The following is a 24,402-nucleotide window of genomic DNA, read 5'->3' as shown; positions in this document are numbered from 1 at the left end:
TTCCCCTCCTCATCAAGGACGACAGCCTCTCCGTCGAGAATCATCGTCGTGCCGAACTCCGCGGCCTCCTTGGCAATCGTCGGAAAGCGGTCCGTCCAGTCGTGCCCTCCACGGGTAAGAATGCGCACGCGGCCGGGTTCAACATGGACGGCAAGTCGATAGCCGTCCCATTTTATCTCATAGAGCCACTGCGGGCCTTTCGGGACCTCGGGCTTCAGAAGCGCTAGCGCCGGCTCGATCCGCTCCGGCATTGGATCAAGCGGCAACCGCGGCTGGTCTGGATCACGAGCCTTGCGCGCCTGACTTCGCAGCGGCATTTCGGAGGCGGCGAGAAGTGGCTTTGATGACTTACGCGGGGACTTCGTCATGGAAAACAGTGCAACAGAGAAAGCTTGATGAGTCGAGTCTTCCTCATCCCGACAGCTCACCAGGCACTCTTCACTTTCCACTGCTCGTATGACATCCAACGCAGCGGCGCCGTGACATTGCGAGGGGCTGATCAAAAAGCAAGACGATTCTGGATAGTGCAGGAAAAGCCGCTATCGGTCCAAATCCGAAACCCTTCCGGGAAATAAATCGAGAATCGGATCTGGCTTGAAAAGCTCCGGCCCAAAATGGAGGCGGCCGTCAAATGGCCGGATGCCCCGTAGATCCAGGTTGTCGAGGGCAAACGAAACATGGGGGGTGTAGCTTTGATAAAACCATATCATTCCCGCCCGTCGAAACTCAGCGTGACGGCGGGAAAGTTTGCTACAGCCAAAAGCCAGTACAATGATGCCGCCAAAGTTCAACACAGCTCTTCGTCTGCTTGCGCGAACCTGCAAACTTTCCTGGACGGGTATTAGTCGTTGGCCGACCTTCGGATCGTGGAATTTTCCGATCGTGACATGCAAAGTCTCCGCCGGGACGATCCTCTGAAACCCTTCGGTGATAGCCCATTGAAGAATGTCGTCTCGATTAAGAAGCTCTCTGATGACAAACATTCACTTCTCTAGCAGAGCTGTCCGAGAACCGCTATTCGGTCGAAAAGAGACGATGCTCAACATCGGACCACCGAGAGCAGCACACGGCCAACGAAAATCACGAAACACCTAAAAAAGAAGCAATGCTGAGTGGCTTGCGGAGTTAGCTTGGACGCGAAAGCTGTTTAGGGAAGGTGCGACGGCTGCTGTCGAAATCGACAATACTACGTCTAGCACCGCGGACTCTCGCCATTTGCGCGTCGGATGTGAATCGGCGTCGCCAGATCGCCCCGCCCATCCTTGAAATAGCAATGGCTTGTGACGACGATTTGCCTCTAATCACCGCACCGATTCCCAGGTAGACGAGCGATCATCAAATGTTCACTTGTAAGCAAGCGCAACCCTGAAAAATGGAGAGCATTGGAGAAATCAGCATGGCGCCGGCCGCTGGCCGCGATTTCGGGAATTCTCGACGCTCAAGGAGCGGAACAAGGGCAGCCGCAGGAGCTTCAACGGAGTGGCCCGAAGGGAAGCGGGATCGACTGCCCCTCGCTCTTTGCGCTCCGCTTTCATGGCAGGTGGGTGTTCATTGAGGGAGCACGCTTGACTCCATTCCAAATGAGAACATAATAGGAACAAATTGCCGGAGCAACCTTCGTCTGCGCAATTTCCATATCGACACATCAGCAGTTTGACCCCCCATGATTCTAGAGGGGCAGGAGACGTATTGCCGTGACAGCCGCAGCCGCTCAAACAGATGAACCGCAATTCGATCAGGTCGCTTCCGCGCTCGAGCTCTTCGAAGGCGATGCTCATGCGGCAATCGGCGCTCTGCTCGCCGAACTGCAGTTCGTTAGAGGACAACTGGCCCTCTGCGAGGCTGGAATGAGCGTCGGATTTACGCGCGGTTGGGTTCCAAGTTTCGAAAGCGAAGGAGGAAGCAATGTTCGAATATTCGAGAGATCCACGACCGAGAGACGGTATTCTCACCATAAGCCCGGACGACGCGCAGGCGCTGTATGATTTCGTCGGCTATTTGGGGCGGCATGCCTTCGATACGTTCAGAGACGACCGACCCGGCTTCCGTGGCAAGTCGCCAGACATGCTGCGCCATCTCGACAGGATGCGCGACCTGCTGGAAAACGTCATGGACTACCCAACCCTGGACGAGGAACTTTGCTGGGATGAGCCGAAGCCGCTCGCGACGGACGAGGTTCATGGCTTGCTGCTGACAGAGACCGGCAACCGGACCGGGATCCGGTTTCTCGAGATTTCGGTTCAGTGGAATGACGAGCACAGATTCTTCGGGACACTTGTGCTTGCCGTCGATGACGAGGCTGGTGAAACCTGCGGTTTGTTCGAGGTCGAGGATCTCGCTGGCGAGCAGGTCACTTGCGGTCCCGGTTGGTCCCAATCCGGTTCCGATCTCGACGAGACGATCCGCATATTCATCAGCGCGTTTCCGCTGCAGCAGCTGGAAGCGCGCAACGAGGACTGCATTAACGAGATGCTGGCTGCGAAAGTCGCCTGACTCTTGGCCAATCTGTCGCGCGCCGGGGTCGGCACGACGACATTTTCATCACATGCCAGCACTTGGCTACACATTTAGTCGAAGGGATTATCGATATAGACCCGATCCACGAGCTTCAGACTGCGATCGGGCTGTACGATGTAGGTCTCCCGTACGCGTTCGCCCCACTGATCAGTAAACGTGTGGGGAAGGATGCTGCCGACTGGTGACTTTTGTAATCGTTGTCTCGGCTGCCCGCCATAGGTAATGCTTCCGGGAATTGGCTCCAGCCCTTCTGTGCTGGTCTGGCAGGCCGCAAGCATGGCCGCCAAAATCCCCATGACAGCTATTTTTTTCATCGTATTGTCCAATCTCGCTCCGATGCACCAAGCCTGATCTGAGTACTGAGGCTCCAGGAGGCGGAGCAGCTGCAGGACGAGGAAGCCTGAACATTTTCCGGTACATGTCGCTTATAGGATCGAGCATCTGCTGAATGGATTTTGCTTGTGCTGTTACACCTTTTCAATCGATTTTCTGTTCATCTCACGAAAGCTCGGGATCGCGAGCGGAACGAGCGATGCGAGCAGATAAAGCAGTGCCGTTATGCCCAATGCCAAGGTAATGCCGAGCACGTCAATTAGTAGCCCAGCATAGAGGCCGCCGAATGGCATTAGCGCCCAAGCTAGCGCTCCCACGAGCGCGATCACTCGCCCCACCAACGCTGCGGGAATGCATTCGAACAAGATGGCCCCGATAATCGGATTGATAAACCCGGCACCAAACCCACCGGTCAACAAAACCATGAGGATACTTTGAAGACCGGGATCCAAGGCAAGCGCTGCTATTGGCGCAGGCCCGGCACAAAGAAAACCAGTCGTATAAACAAGCATCCGGGGGAGACGCTCGGCAAAAGCTGCGGCCATTGCCGCACCGGCGACTGCTGCCCCCGAAAAAGTCGCGAGGAATATACCAACCCATGTTACGTCCAATCCCGACGATCGCACCCAGACAGGCAGGAACACCATGGCATAGGCCTGATCGAAGAGATTTGTGATTGCGAGCATCAGGACCAGCGTGACCAAGATAGGCTCACTGCGCAAGGTCGACCATCCCGCAGCCAGATCATGTAGGTAGGTTGCAGAAGTGTTCGGCTTCGCTGTCTCCGCCACCGTTGGTCGCGGGATGCCCAGCCCAACCACAAGGGAGGATAAGAGAAATGCAATCGCATTGGCCAGCAACGCCGGCGCTGCTCCGATCAAGGCGATCAACGCCCCTCCTCCAGCCGCTCCCAACGTACCGGCAAGCCGATCACTGGCTCCCAGAATACCTGTTGCTCGCTCAAGGGGCATTTTGCCCATGGACGCCACACTGGGAACCAAGGCCTGTTTGGCGGCATCAGATGGGGCGCGCAATATTCCGATAAGGGCCACTGCCGGCAGCAACAGCCAAACTGACAACAGTCCAATCCAAAACAGCAAAGGCACGAAAGCAACGGCAATCGCTGACAAACCGTCACTCCAGATTGCGACCCGCCGTGCCCCGGTACGATCTATGAGCGGCCCGCAGAACGCCTTTGCCGCCACATATGGCAGCAATTCCGCCATCCCTACCACACCGGTCAGCACCGGGTCGCCAGTCGAGGTCAATACCAACCACGGGATGGCAACTGCCGAAAGTCGCGTTCCGCCAATAGATGCAAGCGTGCCCGCAGCCAAAGCGACGACCGGTTTCTTGTCACTCATTTTTTCAATCCTCAGGGGGATGCGGAAACGCGTGCAAGATAAATGTGACAGGCTGAACGTCAGGCTCGTACGAGCCGCCCAGTTTCGGTGCCGTTTCCATAACTTCGTCTAGGACGGCATGAAGCCTTTTGACCAATGCCTGGGTCTGAACTGCCGTCAGCGGAATGCAGTAGTCACTAACTGTCGATGCAAGACGCCATTCTCGCGGTAATTCGGCATGGCGCGCCAAGGCGCTCTTCATCTGTATGATTTGGGCGGTTAATGCGGCCTGCGCAAAAGCAATGCCGGCATCCAATGCCTCCTCATTTTGGTCGGCCGGAGGAAATGACGTTAATTCGTGCCGCGCGCGCCACCACCGATCCCTGGCATTTCCCCTATCCGCATCCTCCTCAATGAAGCCATGCTTTGCGAGCTGTCGCAAATGATAGCTCGTGGCGCCGGTATTCAAACCCAATCGAGCCGCAAGACTGGTCGCTGTTGCGGGGCCATTGACGCGCAGCATGCCTAGCATGCGCAGCCGTTGCGGATGAGCCAGTGCGCGCAGAGCGGTGGCATCCGGTTTTATGAGGCTGATGGAACGACGTTCTGTCATGACGTTCTCCCCGTAGCAGAGAAGCTTACATTACAAAGAAATCTTTGCAAAGATTTATTTGCGGTTATGCTGCGTTTAAGGAGGGTTGAAGGTCGGCGCAAAAGCTGCTTTCCGAAGCAGTGGGAAGGACAGGTAGCGATGTGTTCAGTCGCAGACCACATCGGCGTGTGGCAACACTCTATCGAAAGTTAGGTCTGAAGTTATAGGAAATCTGCAAATAGCAGGATAGAGGCCGACAACGCCGAGAAAAATAGCTCGCCTTGAAAGGAATCGAACCGTCGAACCTCCAAAGCTGATCGCGTATCTGTGGATAGCCTCGAAACAAGACGTTTGCAGAAGTCGGCGCCGTGCTGCAAAGCCTCCGCAATCTCCGCTGCGTCGAATTTCGTATCCAGTGCCGCTTCCGCATTCCTCTCGATCTGCCTCCAGCTATAGCGCCGTTGGCCACTCGTTGAGGAACCGTACACTCTTGATTCTAATCACGGAGTGGCATTGAGCCAGGCGGGCTCATTGACAAATTGCTGAACAATTACCTCAGGCATTATTTCATTATGCGAACGTCGACCTCAATCCGGCAGATGATTTCAATCCATTTGCTCGACATATTCTAGCTAATTTTTAAATACATAATTGGATTTTCATTACAAATATCTAATTAAACCTTATTTCATAGCATGAAATGCTATAGTTGCATCCAGATATAATTAAGATCATCAAGAAATTTACCAAAAGTAAACTACGTTGATGCATATAGATCTGATTGGGTAGGCTCTAGCTACGAGCGGATGACGACGGGCGGCAAGGCCGCCGCGATATTCGGTGCGCCACCAGGGAATGCGCAGCAAGTGCCCTGCTTGTTTGATCGTGTGCCGAACGGAAGCTCGGCCATTCAACATCTTGGTTGGGGGAACACCATGGGATATTTTAAAACATTCGGCGTCACGGCTCGCTTGACAACGGGCTTCGGCTTTTTGCTCATTTTGATGATCGGACTGACATTCTACTCCATCAGACAGGTCGAAACCATCGACCGAAATCTTGGCATAATCAACGACGTCAACAGCGTGAAGCAACGCTATGCGATCAACTATCGCGGATCTGTTCATGATAGAGCGATTGCCATCCGCGACGTCACGCTCGTGTCATCGGGAGACGAGCGCCAGGCGATAGTGAAGTTGATCGAGACGCTGGCGTCGACCTACTCGGACAACGAGAAGAAGATGGCATCAATGGTCGCTTCGCCAGATGGCGCTACTGCGGAAGAGAGGGCTATTCTCGACGAAATCGCCGCAGTGCAAGCAAAGACCAATCCGCTTGTAACCGAGATTATCGCTCTACAGGAGAAAGGTGATGCCGAAGCGGCACGAAAGATTCTGCTCGAACAAGCCAGACCGAATTTCGTCGCTTGGCTGAAAGCGATCAACAAGTTCATCGACTATCAGGAAGCATTGAACAAATCGATCGGCACGGAGGTTCGCAATACGGCCGGAGGCTTCAACTCACTCGCGCTGACCTCGCTTGCAATTGCTATCGCCCTTGCCGTTTTGGTGGCCGGCTTCACGGCGCGGTCGATTGTTGGGCCATTGGACAAACTGCAGGCCTCCCTGAAATCGATGGCTGAGGGCAACATGGAGGGTGACCGCAAGTTGGAAAGGCGCGGTGACGAAATCGGCATGCTCGCCCGTGCAGTCGCAGCGCTTCGTGATGCCATTTCGGCAAAGGCGGAACGGGACGCGGACGCCGAGGCAAAGCGGGCTATTCAGGAGCGCAACAGGCTTGAGGCTGAGGCGACTGAACGCGAGGCTTTGGCAGAGCAGACCAATACGGCCGTCAGTCAACTGGCTGATGGCCTGCAGGGCTTGGCAAGCGGAGACCTTACACGTCAGATCACCAAGCCCTTTATCCCCTCCCTCGATCAACTCCGCATCGATTTCAACCAAGCCGTCGAGAGATTGCACGCGGCCATGCAGAAGGTCGCGGAAAATGCCGGCGCCATCGCGTCGGGCGCGCAGGAAATCCGGTCGGCATCCGATGATCTCGCCAAAAGAACTGAGCAGCAGGCTGCATCGGTGGAACAGACTGCCGCGGCGCTTGAGGAGATTACGATAACCGTCTCGGGCTCAAGCACGCGAGCGCACGAGGCCGGTCAGTTGGTGCGCAAAACCAAGGAAAACGCCGAGCATTCCGGTCGCGTGGTCCGAAGTGCTGTCGAGGCCATGGGTAAGATCGAGGCCTCTGCTACCGAAATTGCCAACATCATCGGCGTTATCGATGAAATCGCCTTCCAGACCAATCTTCTCGCGCTGAATGCGGGCGTCGAGGCCGCACGCGCTGGCGAGGCAGGCAAGGGCTTTGCCGTCGTGGCGCAGGAAGTGCGAGAACTGGCCCAGCGTTCGGCGCAGGCCGCCAAAGAGATCAAGAGCCTGATCAATACCTCGAACGACCATGTCAAAAGCGGTGTGTCGCTGGTGGGCGAGACCGGCAAGGCACTGGAAGAAATCGTCGTCCAGGTCCAACAAGTCGATGGAAATGTGAATGCGATCGTCGAAGCTTCCAGGGAACAGGCGACGGGCCTGAAGGAAATCAACACGTCCGTCAACACGATGGACCAGGGCACGCAGCAAAATGCCGCAATGGTCGAGCAGGCCACGGCCGCCGCCCACAGTCTGGCGGCGGAAGCCGAGGCATTGTTTCAGTTGCTATCGCAGTTCCGGATCGGCTCCCATGCGACGGGCAAGTCCGGCAAGCCGCTCGCAATCGCGTCGACGGACACCGTATCCAAGGCGGCGACGTCACCTGCACGCCAATTGACCAAAAGGCTGGCCAATGCCTTTCATGGTAATGCCGCCGTCGCAGGTGGAGACTGGCAGGAATTCTAGTTTCGCCAGCTGCCGGGGGTGCGGTGGCCGGCGCGGCAGTCTCGCAATAGCTGATCATCGCCTCCCCAGCCCGATCGAGATCCAATATCTTGAGAAGTCCTCTGGCGGCCTCGTTCGTTTCTTGCGCCGATAACGTGGCGGGCGCAAAAAGAGCTGCATAGAGCAGGATCAGACGGAAAGAATTCAGATTAGTCGAGCTGCGCTTCGAACGCTTTTGCAAGCGTCTCGTAAAGCTGTGCCGATGCATCCTTGTTCTCCGCCTTATATTTGGAACTTACAAGTTTGGCGGCTTCGATAGCGGCGCGGAAAGCATCAATCCGAACCTGAGGCTCCAATTCGGCCTGGCTGCCGATGTCATTGCGATCAAAGGTTCCGACCCGGTATCCCCTATCAAGGTCGACGACACCTATCTCCGGAATTCCGTCCTTCATTTGTCCAAAGAAGGCAGCACCAGCGTGGCTGCCGTCGCGGCGTCGCAGCATGCCATTGCCGGAGGCTTTGCCACCCGGGCAGGTGCCCGTCCAAAACGTAGGTCCGGCCGTCAGGGAAGCAGGCACCACGAACTTGCAATGGCTGGCGGGATCCTCCTGCCATGTCTGCTCCGACCCAGCTCGAGCAAATTCGCTTGCTGCGAAAATTCCTAATGCGGCGAAGAATAGTGCCCAAAGCGACGACAAACGCTTGATCAAATCAGCGACCTTTTCAAGAAATCTGACGCTGCTTTGGCATCGGCAGAACATGCGGGAGTTCCTATTTAGCATAAATCATCGACAGAGGCGTGAGAGACCGTCTTTTCCACAATGACGTTACCAGAATAAGCAATTCTTCCTGGCCACTTCGCCATGATCAACGACTGCTAGTCAGATCACGTGCGGTGGCTACGACGGGAAAGGCGCCTTTCGAGGTCAAAGAAATGACCGAGGTAGCCGGTTAACCTCCCACATCGTCAGAGGAATCCGATCGAGATCCACGGAATGGTCGCGACGATGATCAGGCCAACCAGCAGGGCGATCATATATCCGATGATCGGCTTCATACCTTCATCCGGCTTGATGCGACTGATCGCGCAGGCGGCGTAGTATCCAACGCCGAAGGGTGGCGCGAACAGACCCATGCCCATGGCAAGGATCACTACGATCGAGTAGTGGACTTCATGCACACCGACATCGCGGGCAATTGGAAAGAGTAGCGGGCCAAACAGCACAATGGCCGGAATGCCTTCCAAAACCGAGCCAAGAATGATGAAGGCGACAATGGAGACGGCAAGGAAGGCCATGGCGCCGCCCGGCATGTCACGCATCACCTCCGCGAGTTCCGTGGAAAAGCCGGACTGCGTCAGAGCCCAGGCCATCGCCGTTGCCGCACCGATGATCAAGAGGATCGCGCCCGACAGAGCGGATGCATCGACCAGCATGGGGTAGATTCGCTTCCAGTCGAAGCGGCGGTAGATCAGAAGACCGGCCAGCACGGTATAGGCTATGCCGATCGTGGAGACTTCCGTTGCCGTTGCCACGCCTTCAATGACGGCAGCCCGGATCAGGAACGGCAGCGCGATCGCCGGAAGCGCGATGATAAAGCTTGCGCCAATCTCCTTCCAGCTCGCGCGGCGGATGCTGGATAGATCTTCGTGACGATAGCGCCACCAGACAACGGCCGCCAGCGTGAGCCCCAGGATCACCGCGGGCAGCAAACCACCGGTAAAGAGAGCCGCGATCGACACACCCGTGACGGAGCCAATGGTAATCAGGACGATGGAGGGCGGAATAGTTTCCGTCTGGGCGCCGGTGGCCGACAGCAACGCGACCAGATCCCCCGGCCTGGCCCCTCGCTTCTGCATTTCCGGAAACAGCGCTGGTGCGACAGCTGCCATGTCAGCGGCCTTGGAGCCGGAGATCCCGGACACAAGATACATCGCGCCAATCAGAACATAGGAAAGCCCGCCCTTCACATGGCCGAGAAGATTGGCGAGAAAGCCAACCATGGCGCGGGCCATGCCGGTCATTTCGATTAGCAGGCCGAGCAGCACGAAAAGCGGCACCGCCAGCAGAATGATATGGCTCATGCCTTCATCCATGCGGCCGATGACGACCATGGTCGGCGTCGTGGTGGTGGAAGCGATGTAGCCGAATGTGGCCAGCCCGAACGAGAACGCGATCGGAACGCCGAGAAACACCAGAGCGCCGACGCCTAGCACAAAGAAGAGCAGCAGGTTCCAGTTGCCAAGCCCGCTCAAGGCCGGTCCGAGCACAGTGATGGCACCGACCACAGCACCGACGCTGAACAGAGCAAGGACAATCTGAGCCGGTTTTCCCTTCTGCAACAGACGCAATGCGGCAATCAGCAGCATGGCGAAGATGCCGACGGGCAGCGCTGCGGCACGCCAGGCATTGGGAATTTCCAGCGCCGGTGTCGTGACCCAGACTTCCTCGGAGGCAAAATGATAGGCGGGTGCGGCGGTCAACACCAGGAAGGCGAAGGCTGCGGTGATCGCGATAAGATCGAGAAACGCGCGCCACTGGGGGCGCATAGTGCCCACAATAGCAGTCATGCGCATATGTTCGCCGCGTCTGAGAGCAACGACCGAGCCCAGCATGGCCAGCCAGAGAAACAGGATGCCAGCAAGCTCATCAGACCAGATGAGCGGTTGATGCAGCGCATAACGCCAGATCACCCCCATCATCAACACCACCACCTCGGCAAGGAGCAACAGGGCAGCGGGAATTTCGACCATCAGGCCGATGATCATTTCGGCGCCGGCCGCCAGTGCGGCAATCCCAGCCGGCGCGACAGGCGGTATGTCCGTTTCATGATAATGTTGGGTTGTCATGGCCTTTTCCTCCCTTTGCTCGCAAATGCTGGCCTGCCGTGCCCTGTTTGGGCGCGCGCATCGCGACACGGTCGCGCGGCGGCTTCGTTTTCGTGGGCGTGCCGGGGCGCATCCAGCATCGGCACGCTGATCGGCATCTCACGGGAGGGAACAGCCCGTCCCGGTGACTATTTTAGACTATAGCGCTCCCCATCGCGGCAGCCGGGCATCAACGTGAGCCCCGTCGACACCTCGGCGATGAGAGGCGCGGCGGCACAGCAAGCCGTTATTTGCTGAGCGGGCCGGAGACCTTTTCCAGGCTCTTCCAGGCATCCTCGCCATATTTCTGCTTCCAGTCGGCATAGAAGCTGGTGGAGGCGAGCACCTTGCGGAAATCGTCCTGCTTGACCTCGATGAGGTTGATGCCCTTGCCCACCAGATCGGCCTTCAGGCTTTCGCTCAGACGGGCAATATCGGCGCGCTGGTCGTGTGCCGAGCGATCCAGTTCGCGAGAGATAACCTCCTGCAGGTCCTTCGAAAGGCGGGCGAAGGAATTCTTGTTACCAAGCACCCAGTATCCGTCCCAAACATGGTTGGTCAGGCTGATACTTTTCTGGACCTCGTAGAGGCGGGCGGTGGAAATGATGGCCAGCGGATTTTCCTGGCCTTCGACGACCTTCGTCTGCAGAGCGGAATACAGCTCGTTGAAATTGATCGGCGACGGTGCCGCGTCGAGTGCCTTGAACAGAGATGTCAGTGCCGGCGCCGGTGGAACGCGCAGCTTGAACCCCTTAATGTCATCGGGAGTCTTGATCTCCTTTGTCGATGAGCTGATCTGGCGAAAACCATTGTCCCAGATCTTCGACATGGCAAAGATCGGGGTCTTGCCGATCATCTCGCGGATATGCGCTCCAAGCTCTCCATCCATCGCCTGCCAGACCTGATCATAATTCTTGAAGGCAAAGCCGAGGCTGGTAATGCCGGACAGTGGCACGAAGGTGGCCAGAACCAGTGAGGACAAGTTGAAGAAATCAACGGAACCGTTGCGGACCTGCGCAAGAAGATCGGTATCGGAACCGAGCTGGTTGGAGGGATAAAGTTTGATCTCGACCTTGCCGGAGGTCGCATCGCGGATGCGGTCAAAAGCTTCCTTGGCACGAATGTTGACGGGATGCGTCGGATCCTGGCCGGTCGCATATTTGAGGGTGAATTCGGCCGCCGAAGCCGGATATTTCAGCACTGTTAGCAGCGGCAGGGTCAGCGCGCCGGTCATCAGCGTGCGGCGCTTCATGGCAAATGCGGTTTCTTTCATGTGTCCTCTCCCATGGGTGAATGTAGTCAGCCGTCTTGGGCCGACCTAAGCATGCAGGTCACCGTCCGACGGCCTCGTCTCCCACCGTCGGACACCTGCCTTGCGATTAAAGGGTCCGGTTCCGCCGCAGGCCATGCGGCGATTCATGACCGACTCCGCGGAGTTGGTGACTGCCTCGTCCGACGTCGTGTGTGTATACGCTTCGCCCCACTATGCCGTCAGTGGATCAGCGAGCCGCCGTTCACATCGACTTCCGTCCCCGTGCAGTAGGCGGCAAGATCAGATGCCAGGAACAGGGCGCAACCGGCCACATCCGATGCCTCGCCGGCCCGGCCCATCGGAATGCCCTCGACGATCTTTTCCAGCATGTCGGGCGTCAGCTTGCCGGCGGTTATGTCGGTTGCGATGAAGCCCGGGCAGATCGCGTTGACGCGAATGTTGGACGGAGCCAGTTCGCGGGCCATGGCCTTCGTCAATCCCAACACGCCTGCCTTGGCAGCGGAGTAGTGCGGTCCGCCGAAGATGCCGCCGCCACGTTGGGCAGAGACCGAGCTGAGATTGACGATCGAGCCGGACTTGTGCTCGCGCATGCCTGGAATGACGGCCTGGCTCATGTAAAGCGTACCGCGCAGATTGACGTCGAGCACGGCGTCGTAGTTCGACGGACCGATGTCCATGATTTTCAGCGGCTGGGTGATGCCGGCATTGTTGACGAGGATATCGACGCGACCCCAGAGCGTCAGCAATTCGGCAACGGCCGCTTCGCAGGCCGCCTTGTCGGTGACATTGCATGCCAGACCGACGTGCTGAGACCCAAGATCAACGGCGGCAGCCTTGGCGGCAGCTGCATCAAGATCGAGAACGGCAACCGTCGCGCCATGTTCGGCGAACAGTTTTGCGGTGGCCTTTCCGAGACCACGCGCCGATGCGGCGCCCGTTACAACGGCAAATTTCCCCTTCAGAAGGCTCATGAGCCTTTCTCCTCCCTGTCTGCTGTTTGAAGAAATGGGTGGGCTCTTCAGAGCCAGCCCTTGATCTGTTCCATGACTTTGTCGACGGAAATGCCGTACATGTCGTGGAGTGTCGGCAGGGCACCCGCCTCCAGGAACTGATCAGGCAGGCCGATCATCCGAAAGCGCGGAGCGATACCGCGTGACAGAAGCCCGGAAGCGACCGCCTCACCCAGTCCACCGATCAGGGTATGGTTCTCGGCGGTAACGACAAGTCGCCCGCCCTTGGCAGCTTCAGCGGCGATGGTGTCAAGATCAAGCGGCTTGATGGTCGGGCAATGCAGGACGCCCACGTCGATCTTGTCGTCGGCAAGCTTCACGGCGGCATCGAGCGCGCGCATGGTCATAAGGCCGGTCGACACCACGAGAACATCCTTGCCCTCGCGGATGATCTGCGCCTTGCCGAGCTGGAACCGGTAATCCGGTTTGTGCTTCTTGAGCACCGAGGGAACCTTGCCGCGCAGCAGGCGCGCATAGACCGGGCCTTGATGTGCGATCATTTGCGGCACCATGCCGGTGATATCGTCGGCATCGCAGGGATCGATCAGCGTCATGTTCGGCAAGCCGCGGAAGATCGCCAGATCCTCGGTTGCCTGATGGCTTGGACCGTAGCCGGTGGTCAGGCCGGGCAGCGCGCAAACGATCTTCACCGGAAGATTCTCTTCGGCGATCGCCATGGCGATAAAGTCATAGGCGCGACGGGAAGCGAAAACCGCATAGGTTGTGGCGAATGGAATGAATCCTTCGCGGGCGAGACCTGCGGCAGCCGACATCAGAATCTGCTCGGCCATGCCCATCTGGTAGAAGCGATCCGGCATCGCCTGCGAGAAGATGTGCATGTCGGTATATTTGCCGAGATCGGCGGTCAGGCCGACGATCCGTTCATTCTTCTTCGCGGCGTCAACCAGCGCATGGCCGAACGGAGCGGCGACGGTGTCATACCCCTCGGCCGCAAGCGAGGCGATCATGGCGGAGGTCGCCTGACGCTCACCCTGCGGAGCCTTGCGGGCTTCGTATTTGCGGGCCATCGACGCGAGGGTCATGCCGGTTTTCCTTCTTCCAGAACTGCGAGCGCCTTGTCCCATTCATCCGCTTCGACGCGGACAAAGTGAGTGATTTCGCGGCTCTCGAGGAAGGGCACGCCCTTGCACATGGTGGTATCGAAGATGATAACGCGCGGCGTGGGGTCCTTGACGGCGCACGCCTTGTCGAGAGCCTCAACGACGGCAGCGAGATCGTTGCCGTCAACGCGCTGCGTATGCCAGCCGAAGGCTTCCCACTTCCCGGTCAGCGGCTCCGAGCACAACATTTCGGTGGATTTTCCGTCGGCCTGCTGGTCGTTGAAATCGACGAGGCAGATCAGGTTGTCGAGCTTGTGATGCGCGCCAGACATCGCCGCTTCCCAGGTCGAGCCCTCGCCCAGTTCGCCGTCCGACATCAGGTTGTAGACTAACGCCTTGTTGTTCTTTCGCTTCAGTCCCAGGGCCATGCCAACGGCGATGCCGAGGCCATGACCAAGCGAACCGCCGGTGATTTCCATGCCCGGCGTGTAGGACGCCATGCCGGACATCGGCATGCGGCTGTCGTCCATGCCGTAAGTCTCAAGTTCGTCTTCCGGCAGGATGCCGGCTTCCATCAAGACCGCATAGAGAGCGATCGCATAGTGGCCAATGGATAGAAGGAAGCGGTCGCGACCTTCCCATTCTGGGTCTTCGGGTCGGTATTCCAGTGCGTGGAAATAGGATGCGGCCAGAACATCCGCGATCCCGAGCGCCTGACCGATATAACCCTGCCCTTGCACCTGCCCCATGAGCAGTGCCTTGCGTCTGATATTCCAAGCGCGCAATTCCAACGAAACATTGGAGCGTGCGACAACGCGGCCAGCCAAATTCATGTTTTCCTCCCGGTATTCTCTACAGCCAGAAATAGCACCGACGTCGGAGGATTGGTTTTAAGAAAAGTGAAAGACCTTTGTATTCCAGCTTAAACAGTATACCGCTGAACCGAGTTCAAAGGCCCCATGGTTTCACATCGATCAGGTCCGTCGGCGATCCGATCCTGAAGCGGCATCCCAGGTTTACGAGATGAGCACGTGCCGCATCGTCATGCAACTTGCAGGCAGTCGCCATCCAGTTCTGGAAACGCTGGACGATGCGTCGGCTGAGGTGCCGTGACGGGCATACGAACCAGTAGGCGGGGAAATCGATCACCTCATAGACCGTCGAGAACGGAACGAGCTCTCCCCTTTCCAGTTCCCCGAGACACAAGGTGACACTGTCCAGCGCAATTCCGCCACCCTGTTTGGCCATTTCGATGGACATCGAGGACCGATCGAAACGCAGAGGATAGTTGACCTTCGGAATTTCGATCCTGTTGGCCGCGAGCCAGAGATCCCAACGATAGAGTGTTTTGACGCTGTCGATCAGGCGCGCACCGGCAAGCTGCCGCGCGGGATCCGGATCGATCTGTCGCAGGCGCTCCAGATAATCAGGGCTGCACAGCGGCAGGATCAAGTCGTGCATCAGTGGCGTTACCGCCACGCCAGTCCACGTTCCCAAGCCGTATCGTAAATCGATGTCGACATTTTCCGTTTCGAACGCGGTAAAATCGGGCGTGGCATCGATGCGGATGTTCCAGTCTTCGTTTTCGGCGGCGAATGCGCCGACACGGGGACCCAGCCAACGAACCCCAAAGCTGGGGCTTACTCGAATGACAACATTGCGTCTTTCGCGTTGAAAGGAAACGGCAGAGCGGGCGTTGCGTATCGCGCTGAAGGCCTGTGTGGTCGTCTGGAAGAGACGATCCCCGTCCAGGGTCAGCACCAAACGACCTTTCTCACGACGGAACAGCTTGACCCCGAGCTGTGATTCCAGCAGCGACAGCTGCTGGCTCACCGCCGAAGGTGAGATTCCCAGTTCTTCCGAGGCTTTGGTCACGCTGCTAAGCCGGGCGACGGCTTCGAAATACTCGGTAGCTTTGAGATTGAGATCGCGCATGTATGCATCCTAGCCGAAGGCCGTACGGCGTTCCACCATTCGAGACACTGAAAGAGAATGGCGGAACCCCGGAAGGCTGCCGCCTATCAGGCAGCCCTTGGGAGACTGTTGCCGCGTCGCGATTCAGGTTTCAGATCCGGTAGAACTTCTCCGCATTGTCATGGAAAAGCTTCATGCGATCCGCGAGAGGATAGGCGGCCGTGATCTGCTTGAAGGCATTGAAGATGGCATCATAGGACGAAAACAGCTTATCGACCGGGAAGTTCGACGCAAACATGCAGCGATCAACGCCGAAGATCTCGAGGGCCGACTCGACATAGGGTCGGATCGACTGTGTAGTCCAGGTAAAATCCCCCATGCCCAGGCCGGAAATCTTGCAGGCCACGTTGTCGGCCTCGGCCAGCTTGCGCATGGCCTTGCGCCAGCCGTCGAAGTGGTCGGGACCGTCGACCTGCATGCCGGTATGGTTGAGAATGATTTGCGTATCGGGAAAGTCACGCGCCAGATCGTAGAACTCTTCCATCTGCCAGTAGTAGAGCTGGAGATCATAGCTCAGGTTACGCTTGACAAGTTCCTTGAAGCCACGCCGCCATTCCGCCGTCCGGCTGACCTCCGGACGGTCCAGATAGGTTTTCGCCGGGTCCGGATGATAGTTCATCGACTGCCGGATGCCGCGGAAGTTCTTGTACTGCATGTGCCTGTCCAGCAGATCCGCGACGTCAGGCTTGCGAAAATCCGCATAACCAACGATCCCATGCGGGAAGCTGCAGCAGTCGGCGATGCCCTGGAGCCATCGTGTTTCCCCGACCGGATCCTTCGGATCGTAACCGACGTCGAGATGCACGGATTTGACCAGATTCTGGTTCTTCGCATCCTCGAGAAAGTCCTCGATCAGATAGTCATGAATGATGGCAGAGTAGTCACCGAAAGCCGAGGGCTTGGCGCCGTCGTTCAGCCAAGGATAGTAATTGTTGCAGATGTCCCACAGATGATGATGGGGATCGATCAAAGGAATGTCGTTCATCGCGATGCCGATCAGATAGAGGTAAGCCGGGAACCGAAGGGACCGGAGGCAGGGCAGGTCGCCGCCTCCGGTCGAATGGATCACTGCGGGAAGACGCGTGCAATGACCTTCTTCGCCGCATCGGAATTGATGTCGGCGGCCTTCACCAGCGGCATTACGAGCGCCATGTCCTGCGTCGTCTTATCACCCTTCAGCGCCTTGTAGACCTGCTCCGTCGCATCGATGCCCTGACCGACCGCTTCCTGAAAGAAGATACCCTGGATGGCACCGTCCTTCAGCAGTTGGATGGTCGTCGGGCTGCCGTCGGCAACGGTGACGCCGACCTTGCCCTTCAGGCCGCGGGTTTCGAGAGCCTTGGCCGCACCGGTCCCGGCCTGGTCATACATGCCGTAGATCGCCTTGACATTTGGATGCGCCGTCAGCAGGTCGTTGGCCTGCGTCACGGCTTCATTGATGGTCAGCCCCTTGGTCTCCAGCATCTGCACAAGCTCGCATCCATTGGACTGGAACGCTTCCTTGGCACCCTTCAGGTACTTCTGTGCGTTCTCGCGGTCCTGCGGCAGCGACAGCATGCCGACCTCCTTGCCGCCGCGCTCCTTCGCCAGCTCGCAGGTATATTTGCCCTGCGCAAGACCCGTCTCGTAATTGTTGGCGGTGACCGACGAGGTGTAGTTCGTCTGGCCCGGCTGCGGGCCGATGCCCGCAAAGGCAACCGGAACCTTCTGCTGCGCGAGGTATGCGAGCAGTGGCGGCGTCGAGGTCGAACTGACCGGGCCGATCACCACGGCATTGACGCCGCGGGTCACGGCGACCCTTGCGTTGTCCATCTGCTTGGCCGGCGAGTTTTCCGAGGTATATTCGACATAGTTCATGCCGAGTTCCTTGGCCTTCTGCTGAACGCCGTGAGCGACCCATTGCCAGTAGTCGATATCGAGCGACGGCGCGATATAGGCGACAGTGAACTTCTTGTCCTCCGCATGAGCTCCGTTTGCAACCAGTACGGCTGCGGCAAGTGCGAGTGCCTTCATCAGTTTTTTCATCTTACTCCTCCTCCCTGAGCGATTTATCGATGACTGAACCTGTCGATCAGGACCGCCACCAGGATTGCGAAACCGGTGACGGAGCCCTGCCAGAAGCTATTGATGCCGATGAGATTCACCCCGTTCTGGATGATGGTGATCATCAGGGCGCCGAGCACGGCGCCGATGGCGGAGCCCGATCCGCCCGAAAGGCTTGCCCCGCCGATGACGACGGCGGCGATCGCCTGGAGCATAAGGGACGCTCCCGCCGTCGCCTCCGCATTGAGAATGTAGCTAACTGTCAGCAAGCCGGCGAAGGACGCCATCGTGCCCGAGATCACATAGGCCGCGAAGCGCATGCGCTTAACCGGAATACCGAGCAGATAGGCTGCCATCGGCGAGCTACCGACGGAATAAAACCAGCGTCCGGCCGTGACCTTGCGCAGCACGAATTCAAGGACCACCGTGAAAATCAGGCAGAACAGGATGAAGTTCGGCAGGCCCGGAATGAACTCGCCGCTGTTGAACAGCCAGTAATCGGGCGAATTGACACCGAGCGAGCGGCCGTTGGTGACGATGAAGGCCAGCGAGGCGACGACCGCGTAGGTGATCAACGTCACGACGAAGGGAGCGAGCCCGACCAGCGTAACCAGCACACCGTTGACCGAGCCGAACAAGATGCCGACACAAAGTCCGGCAAGACTTGCGCTCACATCGCTGAACCCGTTCGCCATGGTCAGTGCCGTCACCATGCCCGTCAGCGAAAAGATCGAGCCCACGGACAAATCGATACCGCCGGTGATGATCACTATGAGCACGCCGAGCGACATGATGACAAGCGGGGCCGAGGCCTGGAGGATATTTGCGAAATTGCCGGATGACAGCGCGGCCGGAACAAAGAAGCCGACGCCGACCAGGAGGACGACGCAGGCAAGGGCGATAGCGAGTTCTGACCGATAGACGGACAGAATAGAAGGCGACTTCGGCGGCGGAGCCGATTTATCATTCGTGGTCATGGAGGTTGCTTTCGTCGTCATGCGGCCATTCCCGTGAGGTCCGCCAGTGCGCCTTCGTTGAAGCGATCCTGGGGAAGCAGTCCTTTCGCGCGACCTTCCGTGTCGAAGGCGAGGATTTCGTCGCAGAGCTCGAGCAGTTCGACATTTTCAGTCGACCACCACACGACGATGGTGCCCTGCCCTGCCATGTTGCGGATGAGCTCGTAGATTTCGCGTTTGGTGCCGATATCGACACCCCGGGTCGGCTCTTCGAAAACGACCATCTTCAGAGGTATTCCGAGCCAGCGCGCAACGAGCAGCTTCTGCTGATTGCCGCCAGAGAGCGTCGACGGTAGGTCCCAGATCGAGCCCGCCTTGAGCTTCAGTGTCTTAACGAGATCGAGGCACTCGTGACGCTCTGAGCCCCGGACGAAGTGGCGGCGCTCGCGCACACGCCGTGATGCGAGCACGTTGTCGACAATCGGGAGTTGGGAGAGCACCCCCTTGAGACGCCGGTCACCGGACACGTAGCCGATCCCCAGTTGCACCGCCTGGCGCGGAGAGTGGGGACGCTTCGGCCAGCCATCCGCGTCGACCTCCCAATCCGGATCGGTCGCCGTCCCGTTCAAAAGCGCGATCAGTCGCGACGGCCCAGCAGGCGCGCCGGCAAGGCCAAGGATCTGGCCCTTCAGGACTGGGACGGACGTCTCGGGTCCGCGCAAGACAACACCGCCTCCCGCCTGATCGAGCAAACGCTTGTCGCGCTCGACGCTGCGCTCTGTCGGCTGCCCCATCTGATGAATGATCTCGTTGTCACTCAACTGGGTCAGCGGCTGAGCATCGACGACGGTCATACCGTCGCGAATGATCGTGCAGACATCGCAAAGCTGCCGGATTTCCTTCATGCGATGCGAAACGAAGACGATAGCGATATTCTGTTCGGAGACCAGCCGCCGCAATACCACGAAGAGGCGCTCCGTCTCCGCCGCCGTCAGGTTGGCCGTCGGCTCGTCCAGCAGCAGGACTTCGGCCCCGGTCGAAAGCGCCCGCGCAATCTCGACAACCTGCCCCTCGTGCATCGAAAGCTCCGACGCCCTGCGATGCAGGGCGTGATCGGCCAGATGCGGGTCGATCAAAGACAGAGCCTCATGCGCCACGACCGCTTGTGACCTCGTCCGCACCAGTGTCGCTGCCGAGGCAGCGTGAACGAGTGCGATGTTCTCTGCGACGGTCAGGTCAGGGAGAAGGGCGAGCTCCTGGTGGACCACCGCGATCTTCGGAACGCCACCCTGCGGAGAAGCCAGGACAACGTCTCCATCATCCTTGCGCACGCCCCCGATGATGATCCGGATCATGGTACTCTTGCCGGCGCCGTTGCCACCGAGAAGTGCATGGATCTCACCGGGGCGGACAGTGAAATTCACCCCGCGTAGCACCTTCGTGGCGCCGAAGCTTTTCTGCAGGTTCCGGACGGAAATCAGAAGAATCTCAGGGGTGATCATGGAAGCACCCGGGCGCTGCACCAAAGGCAGCGTATACATACCATTTGGACCGCAAGCGGCCTCTAAATATTTGAGACATTTAGAACTCCTCCCAGATTAAACCTTAGAGGAGGGAGAAAAGGTCGGAAATTTACTTAAGTTAAAGAGCCATTAAGCTGAGCTAAATGATTACGTAGTAGCTGCATGAGCGGGTTGGAAAGTTTTTTGGCCCACGCCTTGAAGGGATTCGAACTGTCGGCCCCGTAGTTCAAACAATCCAAAAGTTCGCTAAGACTTCGAGAATATTACGCTTTAAATCAGGCTGGCTGATGGAACTCGTCTTTCGGCGTTTTGAATAACACCTGCCGACAGTCACCGTAGCTTAACATCCTCAAATCTGAGGCCGAAACGTGCGAAATATTTCGTCAAGTGATCTGCGTCACTGCTGCTTTTCTTTTCCAATCGTTAGATTGCAAACAAGGCTCTGCCGGCGGAGCTCGTCGTCGCATGCTCCCGGCAGGTCTGAAGAACGGGTGCAAGCAGCACCGCATCAAAACGATCGAGGTGGGCGGCAGCTATTGTTCCGGATGAGCCGGGATTGCCGTCATACTCTTCGCTTTCGCTATTTCGGCGGCCACTGCACTCGAAATCTTCGGAAGCATCGCGATAAGTCCCGGTTTTCGCTCCTCGATGATCTGCCGCGCCATGCCGAGGTAGGGCTGATCGACTTGGAGGTACTGATCGATTTTCAGGGTTGCCAAGGCAAGCGATAGGCGCGAGCTGTTTCCCTTTACGACTTCGGCCTCAAGTGTCTCGTATAGCACCAGATCGCCGATAATCAGCTTGGCGCGGTCGAGCCGTTCCTTCACCAGGCCCGGACGCTGCAGGGCCAAGACATCGATTGTCGTGCTGCCTTTGAGCGACGGCGAACCGGCTTTGTCCTTTTTCGCTGAAATCCAGCCATCGGAAAAAAACTGCAGGTGGCGATCCGGATCATCTGCGCCGCAGGGATCCAGGATGAGAGGCTTTTCGCTCGCGACGTCGGCCGAGTGAATCTTGACGCGATCTTCCGGGTTCTCCAAAGGAAACTGATTGCCCTTCCCGAGCGCCTTAGCGGCTGCCTTGCTTCCGAGCTTATGGCGGTTGGGTCGATTGCAGTAAATACAGGACGAAAGCAAGTTTGGCCAATGCGACGCCAGCCAGTAATATCCGGGCTTCTTCAACTTCCCATCATCGAGAACAGCCTGCTTCGGCCGATAATGCTCGATATCTTGTGGCTGGACGGCCTTCATGGACGATTCGCAATATGCGCACTTCTTGTTGAATACCGTTTCGAGAAGTGCGGCCAACTGCTTGTTCTTGTAAGCTTTGAAGTCGAATGACGGCTTCTTCTCGTCGAAAGGCGTGTGGTATGCTTCAGCGTCGTGCCGCTCCTTCTCCATAAGCAATTGGATGGCTTCGGGTAATGCAGGGCGCTCGACCTTGATCATTTGGGGATGCCCTCGTCTCCCTCGGGCAAGGGAGATACATCAAGCCAGATGGAGGCTAGGCGTTCCTCAGTCTCCTTCTTGGCCGTTTCTCGATCGCCCGGATGTGTATTTGTCACCTCCTTCGCCAGGAACGTATCGATCGTCTCAAGCATCATGCGCTCGCGCCGGTCCCTTCCGAGGATGCCCTTCTGCCTCAGGTCCGCTTCTAGGGTTTCAAGCTTGGCAGCGCCAAGCTCGGAGGGAGGCTTAGCCTTCAGCTGAAGATACTCTTCGAATTTCTCATCGAGCTCGGGATCCATGGTGCTGTGGAGCCCGAAGAACTCCGAGGTGAGGAGCTGTTCGGCGGTCATTTTGGAAACGTCGGGGACATCGGTAATGATAAATGGAATACCGTTCTCATCTTCATCCTCGACGACAAATACCTCCCCAGGCTGGAGACCTCGCAGGCAAAGAGGATCGTGGGTCGAAACGATGAACTGGACGCGTGGAAAGGCCCGTCGAAGCCCTGAAACAATCCTCATTCGCCACCGAGGGTGAAGATGCGCGCCGAGCTCGTCGATCAAGACGATGCCCTCGGCCGTTTCCATGACTGGCCAGAAGCGCGACATGATCCGCATGATGTCGGCGGTCATCCCGATGATCGACTGATAACCGTCACTTAGCTGAGAAAAAGAAACGTTCCCTTGAGCAGTCTTGACGGAGATCCTGCCGCTTCGGCGAATAAGCGTGTCGGAATCGTGGAAAATAAAGAACACGTCCTTCAATGCACGCGCGAAAGTGTCGAATCTCTGCTTTGTTTCGGTCGCTAGCCAGTTCTCCGGATCACCGACAGGCACCAAAGGGTTGAACAGGTTGTCGACCTTTGCGTAGGGAAGGTCGACGCCCTCGGCCGAACCGGGCCGTTGCATCAGGCGAACGGCGCCATAGGCCAACGTGAGAACCTTCGATTCGGTAGACGAATGCTGAAACCCACTTTTCTCGATGGTAAGCGTCAGTGGTTCGGAGCGGCCGGAAATCCTGATGCTGACTGTCGCCTTGCTGGCGCCATTGCGAATGAACATTGCCGGGTCGAGGTTCAGTTTCTCGACATAGTTTGCGCCGATGAGTGTCAGCGCGATCGCCTGCAGAATCGACGATTTTCCAACGCCGTTTTCTCCCAGCAACATGCACCACGGCGCCATCGGCGACTGTGACTGCGTAAGATCAAGCTTTACGGAGCGGATCTTTTTGAAATCGCGGATCTCGACGGTTTCCAAGAGCCTGCTTTTCTCAAAATACGCCGGATCGATCTTGCTATGCTCGACAGAGAAATCCGCATCCGCCCGGCTTTCGATGACCTTCCGTTTTAGGGCAGCGCCCTTAAGCTCAATCGGTGGAATGAGAGCAACAAGGTCGGAAAAAAGACGATCCGGGCTTCCAACACCGGTTACCTGCCCCAGGAAGTCAAAAATTCTGCTCGGGGCGAGCATGCTCTTGCGGCCTCCCATTTGGCGGTCGAGTTCGCGAGCAGCAAATTGCCGCCTCGCGGCCAGGAACGGCCCGGGCTCTCTCAGCGTCTTGTTGAGTTCACCGAGCCAAACGGAGCTCGTGATGCCATTGCCATCTGCATCGGCTAGACGCAGGTTCGTCCGATATCGCGCCAACGTGTTTCGCCGCGCGGCCACCAGATCGGATCGGTTCAACCCGATGCTGTCGACGGTCGCCTGCCCTCTTGGGGTTAGCCCTACGACATTGCCATTGTCGTCGAACGCAAGGTGTGCATTTGGATCGTCGTTGCAGGGGTCGATCAATATTGGGGTTTCTAACTCGATCACGTCGAGATAGGGTGTGCCGATCTCGGCGCGGGGGCCATCAACCGGAAATTTGCGACCTTTGTTTCGATTGCATTGTGCGCAGACGTGATAGACGTTCTCCCATTCGTAGGCCAGCCACCAATAGTGGTCCTCGTCGATTTGGCCGCGCAAACTCGACGCAAACGTCCTGGGCCGGTGCCTCGCTACTTCGGTCGTTTCTCCGACGAGCTCGCTTTCGCAGTAAGCACATTTTCCTTGAAAGAGCTCATCGAGGGCGGACCGAACATCATCACCACGATAGAGCGTTTCATCAAACTTGAATTTCAGCTGTCGGCGTTTGACATATTCGACATTGTAATGGTCCCGCACCCGCTCCATGACGCCCATCTTCAGCGGACTCTCGTCCGTGAGCGAAAGGGGTGTTTCAACGCTGCTTCGGTCGATGCGTATCAAAGGACACCCGTGAATGAGAGCAAGGAAATTTGCCGATTGCCGAGGTTACTACTTCTCGTTAGAAGTTCAATCGTAGTCGGATCGTATTCTCTCTAAAGTTGAAATAGTGTAAGTCATCCCGATGCGGTAGAGCTGCCACCTGTATATAAGGCACAGCGCCTGCACGCGTTGCTACGTTTTTGGACGATTTCTGATGCATAATTTTTTTGGGGGTAAGATTTGCGAGACGAATTCCAATCATCCGTGCGACAAATACTTGGACAACGAGCAGCCTACTTTTGCTCAAATCCCGACTGTCTGAAGCTGACGGCTGGACCTCATAGCGACCATTCAAAGTC

Annotated in this window: 20 protein-coding genes and 1 pseudogene; 2 read left to right on the top strand and 19 right to left on the bottom strand. The window is 57.5% G+C overall.

Annotation, left to right across the window (positions count from 1 at the left end; translation table 11 throughout):
• Together AC13RM_RS24625 and AC13RM_RS24620 are read right to left on the bottom strand one after the other, a co-directional pair.
• On the bottom strand, positions 1–368 hold a 368-nt coding region (locus AC13RM_RS24625), incomplete at its 3' end, for an ATP-dependent DNA ligase (RefSeq protein ID WP_488555753.1).
• Between the two features lie 171 nt (positions 369–539).
• Positions 540–983 (bottom strand): phage prohead protein, encoded by a 444-nt coding sequence (locus AC13RM_RS24620; protein WP_488555752.1) that lies wholly within the window; start codon positions 981–983, stop codon positions 540–542.
• Positions 984–1,905: 922 nt separating this feature from the next.
• On the opposite strand from AC13RM_RS24620, the gene AC13RM_RS24615 reads away from it, so the two are divergent.
• Positions 1,906–2,493, top strand: coding sequence for a hypothetical protein (locus tag AC13RM_RS24615; RefSeq protein WP_488555751.1), 588 nt, complete (start codon positions 1,906–1,908; stop codon positions 2,491–2,493).
• 74 nt (positions 2,494–2,567) lie between these two features.
• Here AC13RM_RS24615 and AC13RM_RS24610 read toward each other — a convergent pair whose 3' ends face one another.
• From AC13RM_RS24610 to AC13RM_RS24600, 3 genes are all read right to left on the bottom strand, one after another.
• Entirely contained in the window at positions 2,568–2,813 is a 246-nt protein-coding gene (locus AC13RM_RS24610) for a hypothetical protein (RefSeq protein WP_488555764.1), read from the bottom strand.
• Positions 2,814–2,984: 171 nt separating this feature from the next.
• Complete coding sequence (locus AC13RM_RS24605; RefSeq protein WP_488555750.1) at positions 2,985–4,214, bottom strand: MFS transporter; 1,230 nt, start codon at positions 4,212–4,214, stop codon at positions 2,985–2,987.
• A 4-nt stretch (positions 4,215–4,218) separates the two neighbouring features.
• Positions 4,219–4,806, bottom strand: coding sequence for an ArsR/SmtB family transcription factor (locus AC13RM_RS24600; protein ID WP_488555749.1), 588 nt, complete (start codon positions 4,804–4,806; stop codon positions 4,219–4,221).
• Positions 4,807–5,720: 914 nt separating this feature from the next.
• Here AC13RM_RS24600 and AC13RM_RS24595 point away from each other — a divergent pair.
• A complete protein-coding gene (locus tag AC13RM_RS24595; protein WP_488555748.1) occupies positions 5,721–7,685 on the top strand; it encodes a HAMP domain-containing methyl-accepting chemotaxis protein in 1,965 nt (654 codons plus the stop codon).
• A gap of 188 nt (positions 7,686–7,873) precedes the next feature.
• On the opposite strand, the gene AC13RM_RS24590 is transcribed toward AC13RM_RS24595, so the two are convergent.
• The 14 genes and pseudogenes from AC13RM_RS24590 to AC13RM_RS24525 all read right to left on the bottom strand — a co-directional run bounded on the left by AC13RM_RS24590 (position 7,874) and on the right by AC13RM_RS24525 (position 24,064).
• A complete protein-coding gene (locus tag AC13RM_RS24590) occupies positions 7,874–8,425 on the bottom strand; it encodes a hypothetical protein (protein ID WP_488555747.1) in 552 nt (183 codons plus the stop codon).
• Positions 8,426–8,631: 206 nt separating this feature from the next.
• Positions 8,632–10,512, bottom strand: a complete 1,881-nt coding sequence (locus AC13RM_RS24585; protein ID WP_488555746.1) for a TRAP transporter large permease — start codon at positions 10,510–10,512, stop codon at positions 8,632–8,634.
• A 265-nt stretch (positions 10,513–10,777) separates the two neighbouring features.
• Entirely contained in the window at positions 10,778–11,803 is a 1,026-nt protein-coding gene (locus AC13RM_RS24580) for a TRAP transporter substrate-binding protein (protein ID WP_488555745.1), read from the bottom strand.
• A gap of 218 nt (positions 11,804–12,021) precedes the next feature.
• Positions 12,022–12,774, bottom strand: a complete 753-nt coding sequence (locus tag AC13RM_RS24575) for an SDR family NAD(P)-dependent oxidoreductase (protein WP_488555744.1) — start codon at positions 12,772–12,774, stop codon at positions 12,022–12,024.
• Between the two features lie 47 nt (positions 12,775–12,821).
• Positions 12,822–13,856, bottom strand: coding sequence for a transketolase family protein (locus AC13RM_RS24570; protein ID WP_488555743.1), 1,035 nt, complete (start codon positions 13,854–13,856; stop codon positions 12,822–12,824).
• Positions 13,853–14,707, bottom strand: coding sequence for a transketolase (locus tag AC13RM_RS24565; protein ID WP_488555742.1), 855 nt, complete (start codon positions 14,705–14,707; stop codon positions 13,853–13,855). The genes AC13RM_RS24570 and AC13RM_RS24565 overlap by 4 nt, the downstream gene beginning before the upstream one ends.
• Before the next feature lie 115 nt (positions 14,708–14,822).
• Complete coding sequence (locus AC13RM_RS24560; RefSeq protein WP_488555741.1) at positions 14,823–15,809, bottom strand: LysR substrate-binding domain-containing protein; 987 nt, start codon at positions 15,807–15,809, stop codon at positions 14,823–14,825.
• Positions 15,810–15,939: 130 nt separating this feature from the next.
• Positions 15,940–16,833 carry an amidohydrolase family protein gene (locus AC13RM_RS24555; protein ID WP_488555763.1) on the bottom strand — a complete coding sequence of 298 codons (894 nt, stop codon included), beginning with the start codon at positions 16,831–16,833 and terminating at the stop codon, positions 15,940–15,942.
• An 80-nt stretch (positions 16,834–16,913) separates the two neighbouring features.
• Positions 16,914–17,873 (bottom strand): substrate-binding domain-containing protein, encoded by a 960-nt coding sequence (locus AC13RM_RS24550; protein ID WP_488555740.1) that lies wholly within the window; start codon positions 17,871–17,873, stop codon positions 16,914–16,916.
• Positions 17,874–17,896: 23 nt separating this feature from the next.
• Positions 17,897–18,889 carry an ABC transporter permease gene (locus AC13RM_RS24545; RefSeq protein ID WP_488555739.1) on the bottom strand — a complete coding sequence of 331 codons (993 nt, stop codon included), beginning with the start codon at positions 18,887–18,889 and terminating at the stop codon, positions 17,897–17,899.
• Positions 18,886–20,349 carry an ATP-binding cassette domain-containing protein gene (locus AC13RM_RS24540; RefSeq protein WP_488555738.1) on the bottom strand — a complete coding sequence of 488 codons (1,464 nt, stop codon included), beginning with the start codon at positions 20,347–20,349 and terminating at the stop codon, positions 18,886–18,888. The genes AC13RM_RS24545 and AC13RM_RS24540 overlap by 4 nt, the downstream gene beginning before the upstream one ends.
• A gap of 351 nt (positions 20,350–20,700) precedes the next feature.
• A pseudogene (locus AC13RM_RS24535) lies at positions 20,701–20,874 on the bottom strand (hypothetical protein).
• A 29-nt stretch (positions 20,875–20,903) separates the two neighbouring features.
• Positions 20,904–21,818 (bottom strand): HNH endonuclease family protein, encoded by a 915-nt coding sequence (locus AC13RM_RS24530; protein ID WP_488555737.1) that lies wholly within the window; start codon positions 21,816–21,818, stop codon positions 20,904–20,906.
• Positions 21,815–24,064 carry an AAA family ATPase gene (locus AC13RM_RS24525; protein ID WP_488555736.1) on the bottom strand — a complete coding sequence of 750 codons (2,250 nt, stop codon included), beginning with the start codon at positions 24,062–24,064 and terminating at the stop codon, positions 21,815–21,817. Before AC13RM_RS24525 ends, AC13RM_RS24530 begins: the two co-directional genes overlap by 4 nt.
• Positions 24,065–24,402: the final 338 nt, after the last annotated feature.

The sequence above is a fragment of the Martinezella sp. CNPSo 3732 genome (genome assembly GCF_057784515.1).
Note: the sequence above shows the minus strand (reverse complement) of the source record. Positions and strands in the feature narration are given on the sequence as shown.

Excerpts from the sequence above, each read along its gene's own strand:
- AC13RM_RS24620 (WP_488555752.1), bottom strand. The coding sequence starts at position 983 with ATGTTTGTCATCAGAGAGCTTCTTAATCGAGACGACATTCTTCAATGG.
- AC13RM_RS24615 (WP_488555751.1), top strand. The coding sequence starts at position 1,906 with ATGTTCGAATATTCGAGAGATCCACGACCGAGAGACGGTATTCTCACC.
- AC13RM_RS24610 (WP_488555764.1), bottom strand. The coding sequence starts at position 2,813 with ATGGGGATTTTGGCGGCCATGCTTGCGGCCTGCCAGACCAGCACAGAA.
- AC13RM_RS24605 (WP_488555750.1), bottom strand. The coding sequence starts at position 4,214 with ATGAGTGACAAGAAACCGGTCGTCGCTTTGGCTGCGGGCACGCTTGCA.
- AC13RM_RS24600 (WP_488555749.1), bottom strand. The coding sequence starts at position 4,806 with ATGACAGAACGTCGTTCCATCAGCCTCATAAAACCGGATGCCACCGCT.
- AC13RM_RS24595 (WP_488555748.1), top strand. The coding sequence starts at position 5,721 with ATGGGATATTTTAAAACATTCGGCGTCACGGCTCGCTTGACAACGGGC.
- AC13RM_RS24590 (WP_488555747.1), bottom strand. The coding sequence starts at position 8,425 with ATGTTCTGCCGATGCCAAAGCAGCGTCAGATTTCTTGAAAAGGTCGCT.
- AC13RM_RS24585 (WP_488555746.1), bottom strand. The coding sequence starts at position 10,512 with ATGACAACCCAACATTATCATGAAACGGACATACCGCCTGTCGCGCCG.
- AC13RM_RS24580 (WP_488555745.1), bottom strand. The coding sequence starts at position 11,803 with ATGAAAGAAACCGCATTTGCCATGAAGCGCCGCACGCTGATGACCGGC.
- AC13RM_RS24575 (WP_488555744.1), bottom strand. The coding sequence starts at position 12,774 with ATGAGCCTTCTGAAGGGGAAATTTGCCGTTGTAACGGGCGCCGCATCG.
- AC13RM_RS24570 (WP_488555743.1), bottom strand. The coding sequence starts at position 13,856 with ATGACCCTCGCGTCGATGGCCCGCAAATACGAAGCCCGCAAGGCTCCG.
- AC13RM_RS24565 (WP_488555742.1), bottom strand. The coding sequence starts at position 14,707 with ATGAATTTGGCTGGCCGCGTTGTCGCACGCTCCAATGTTTCGTTGGAA.
- AC13RM_RS24560 (WP_488555741.1), bottom strand. The coding sequence starts at position 15,809 with ATGCGCGATCTCAATCTCAAAGCTACCGAGTATTTCGAAGCCGTCGCC.
- AC13RM_RS24555 (WP_488555763.1), bottom strand. The coding sequence starts at position 16,833 with ATGAACGACATTCCTTTGATCGATCCCCATCATCATCTGTGGGACATC.
- AC13RM_RS24550 (WP_488555740.1), bottom strand. The coding sequence starts at position 17,873 with ATGAAAAAACTGATGAAGGCACTCGCACTTGCCGCAGCCGTACTGGTT.
- AC13RM_RS24545 (WP_488555739.1), bottom strand. The coding sequence starts at position 18,889 with ATGACGACGAAAGCAACCTCCATGACCACGAATGATAAATCGGCTCCG.
- AC13RM_RS24540 (WP_488555738.1), bottom strand. The coding sequence starts at position 20,349 with ATGATCACCCCTGAGATTCTTCTGATTTCCGTCCGGAACCTGCAGAAA.
- AC13RM_RS24530 (WP_488555737.1), bottom strand. The coding sequence starts at position 21,818 with ATGATCAAGGTCGAGCGCCCTGCATTACCCGAAGCCATCCAATTGCTT.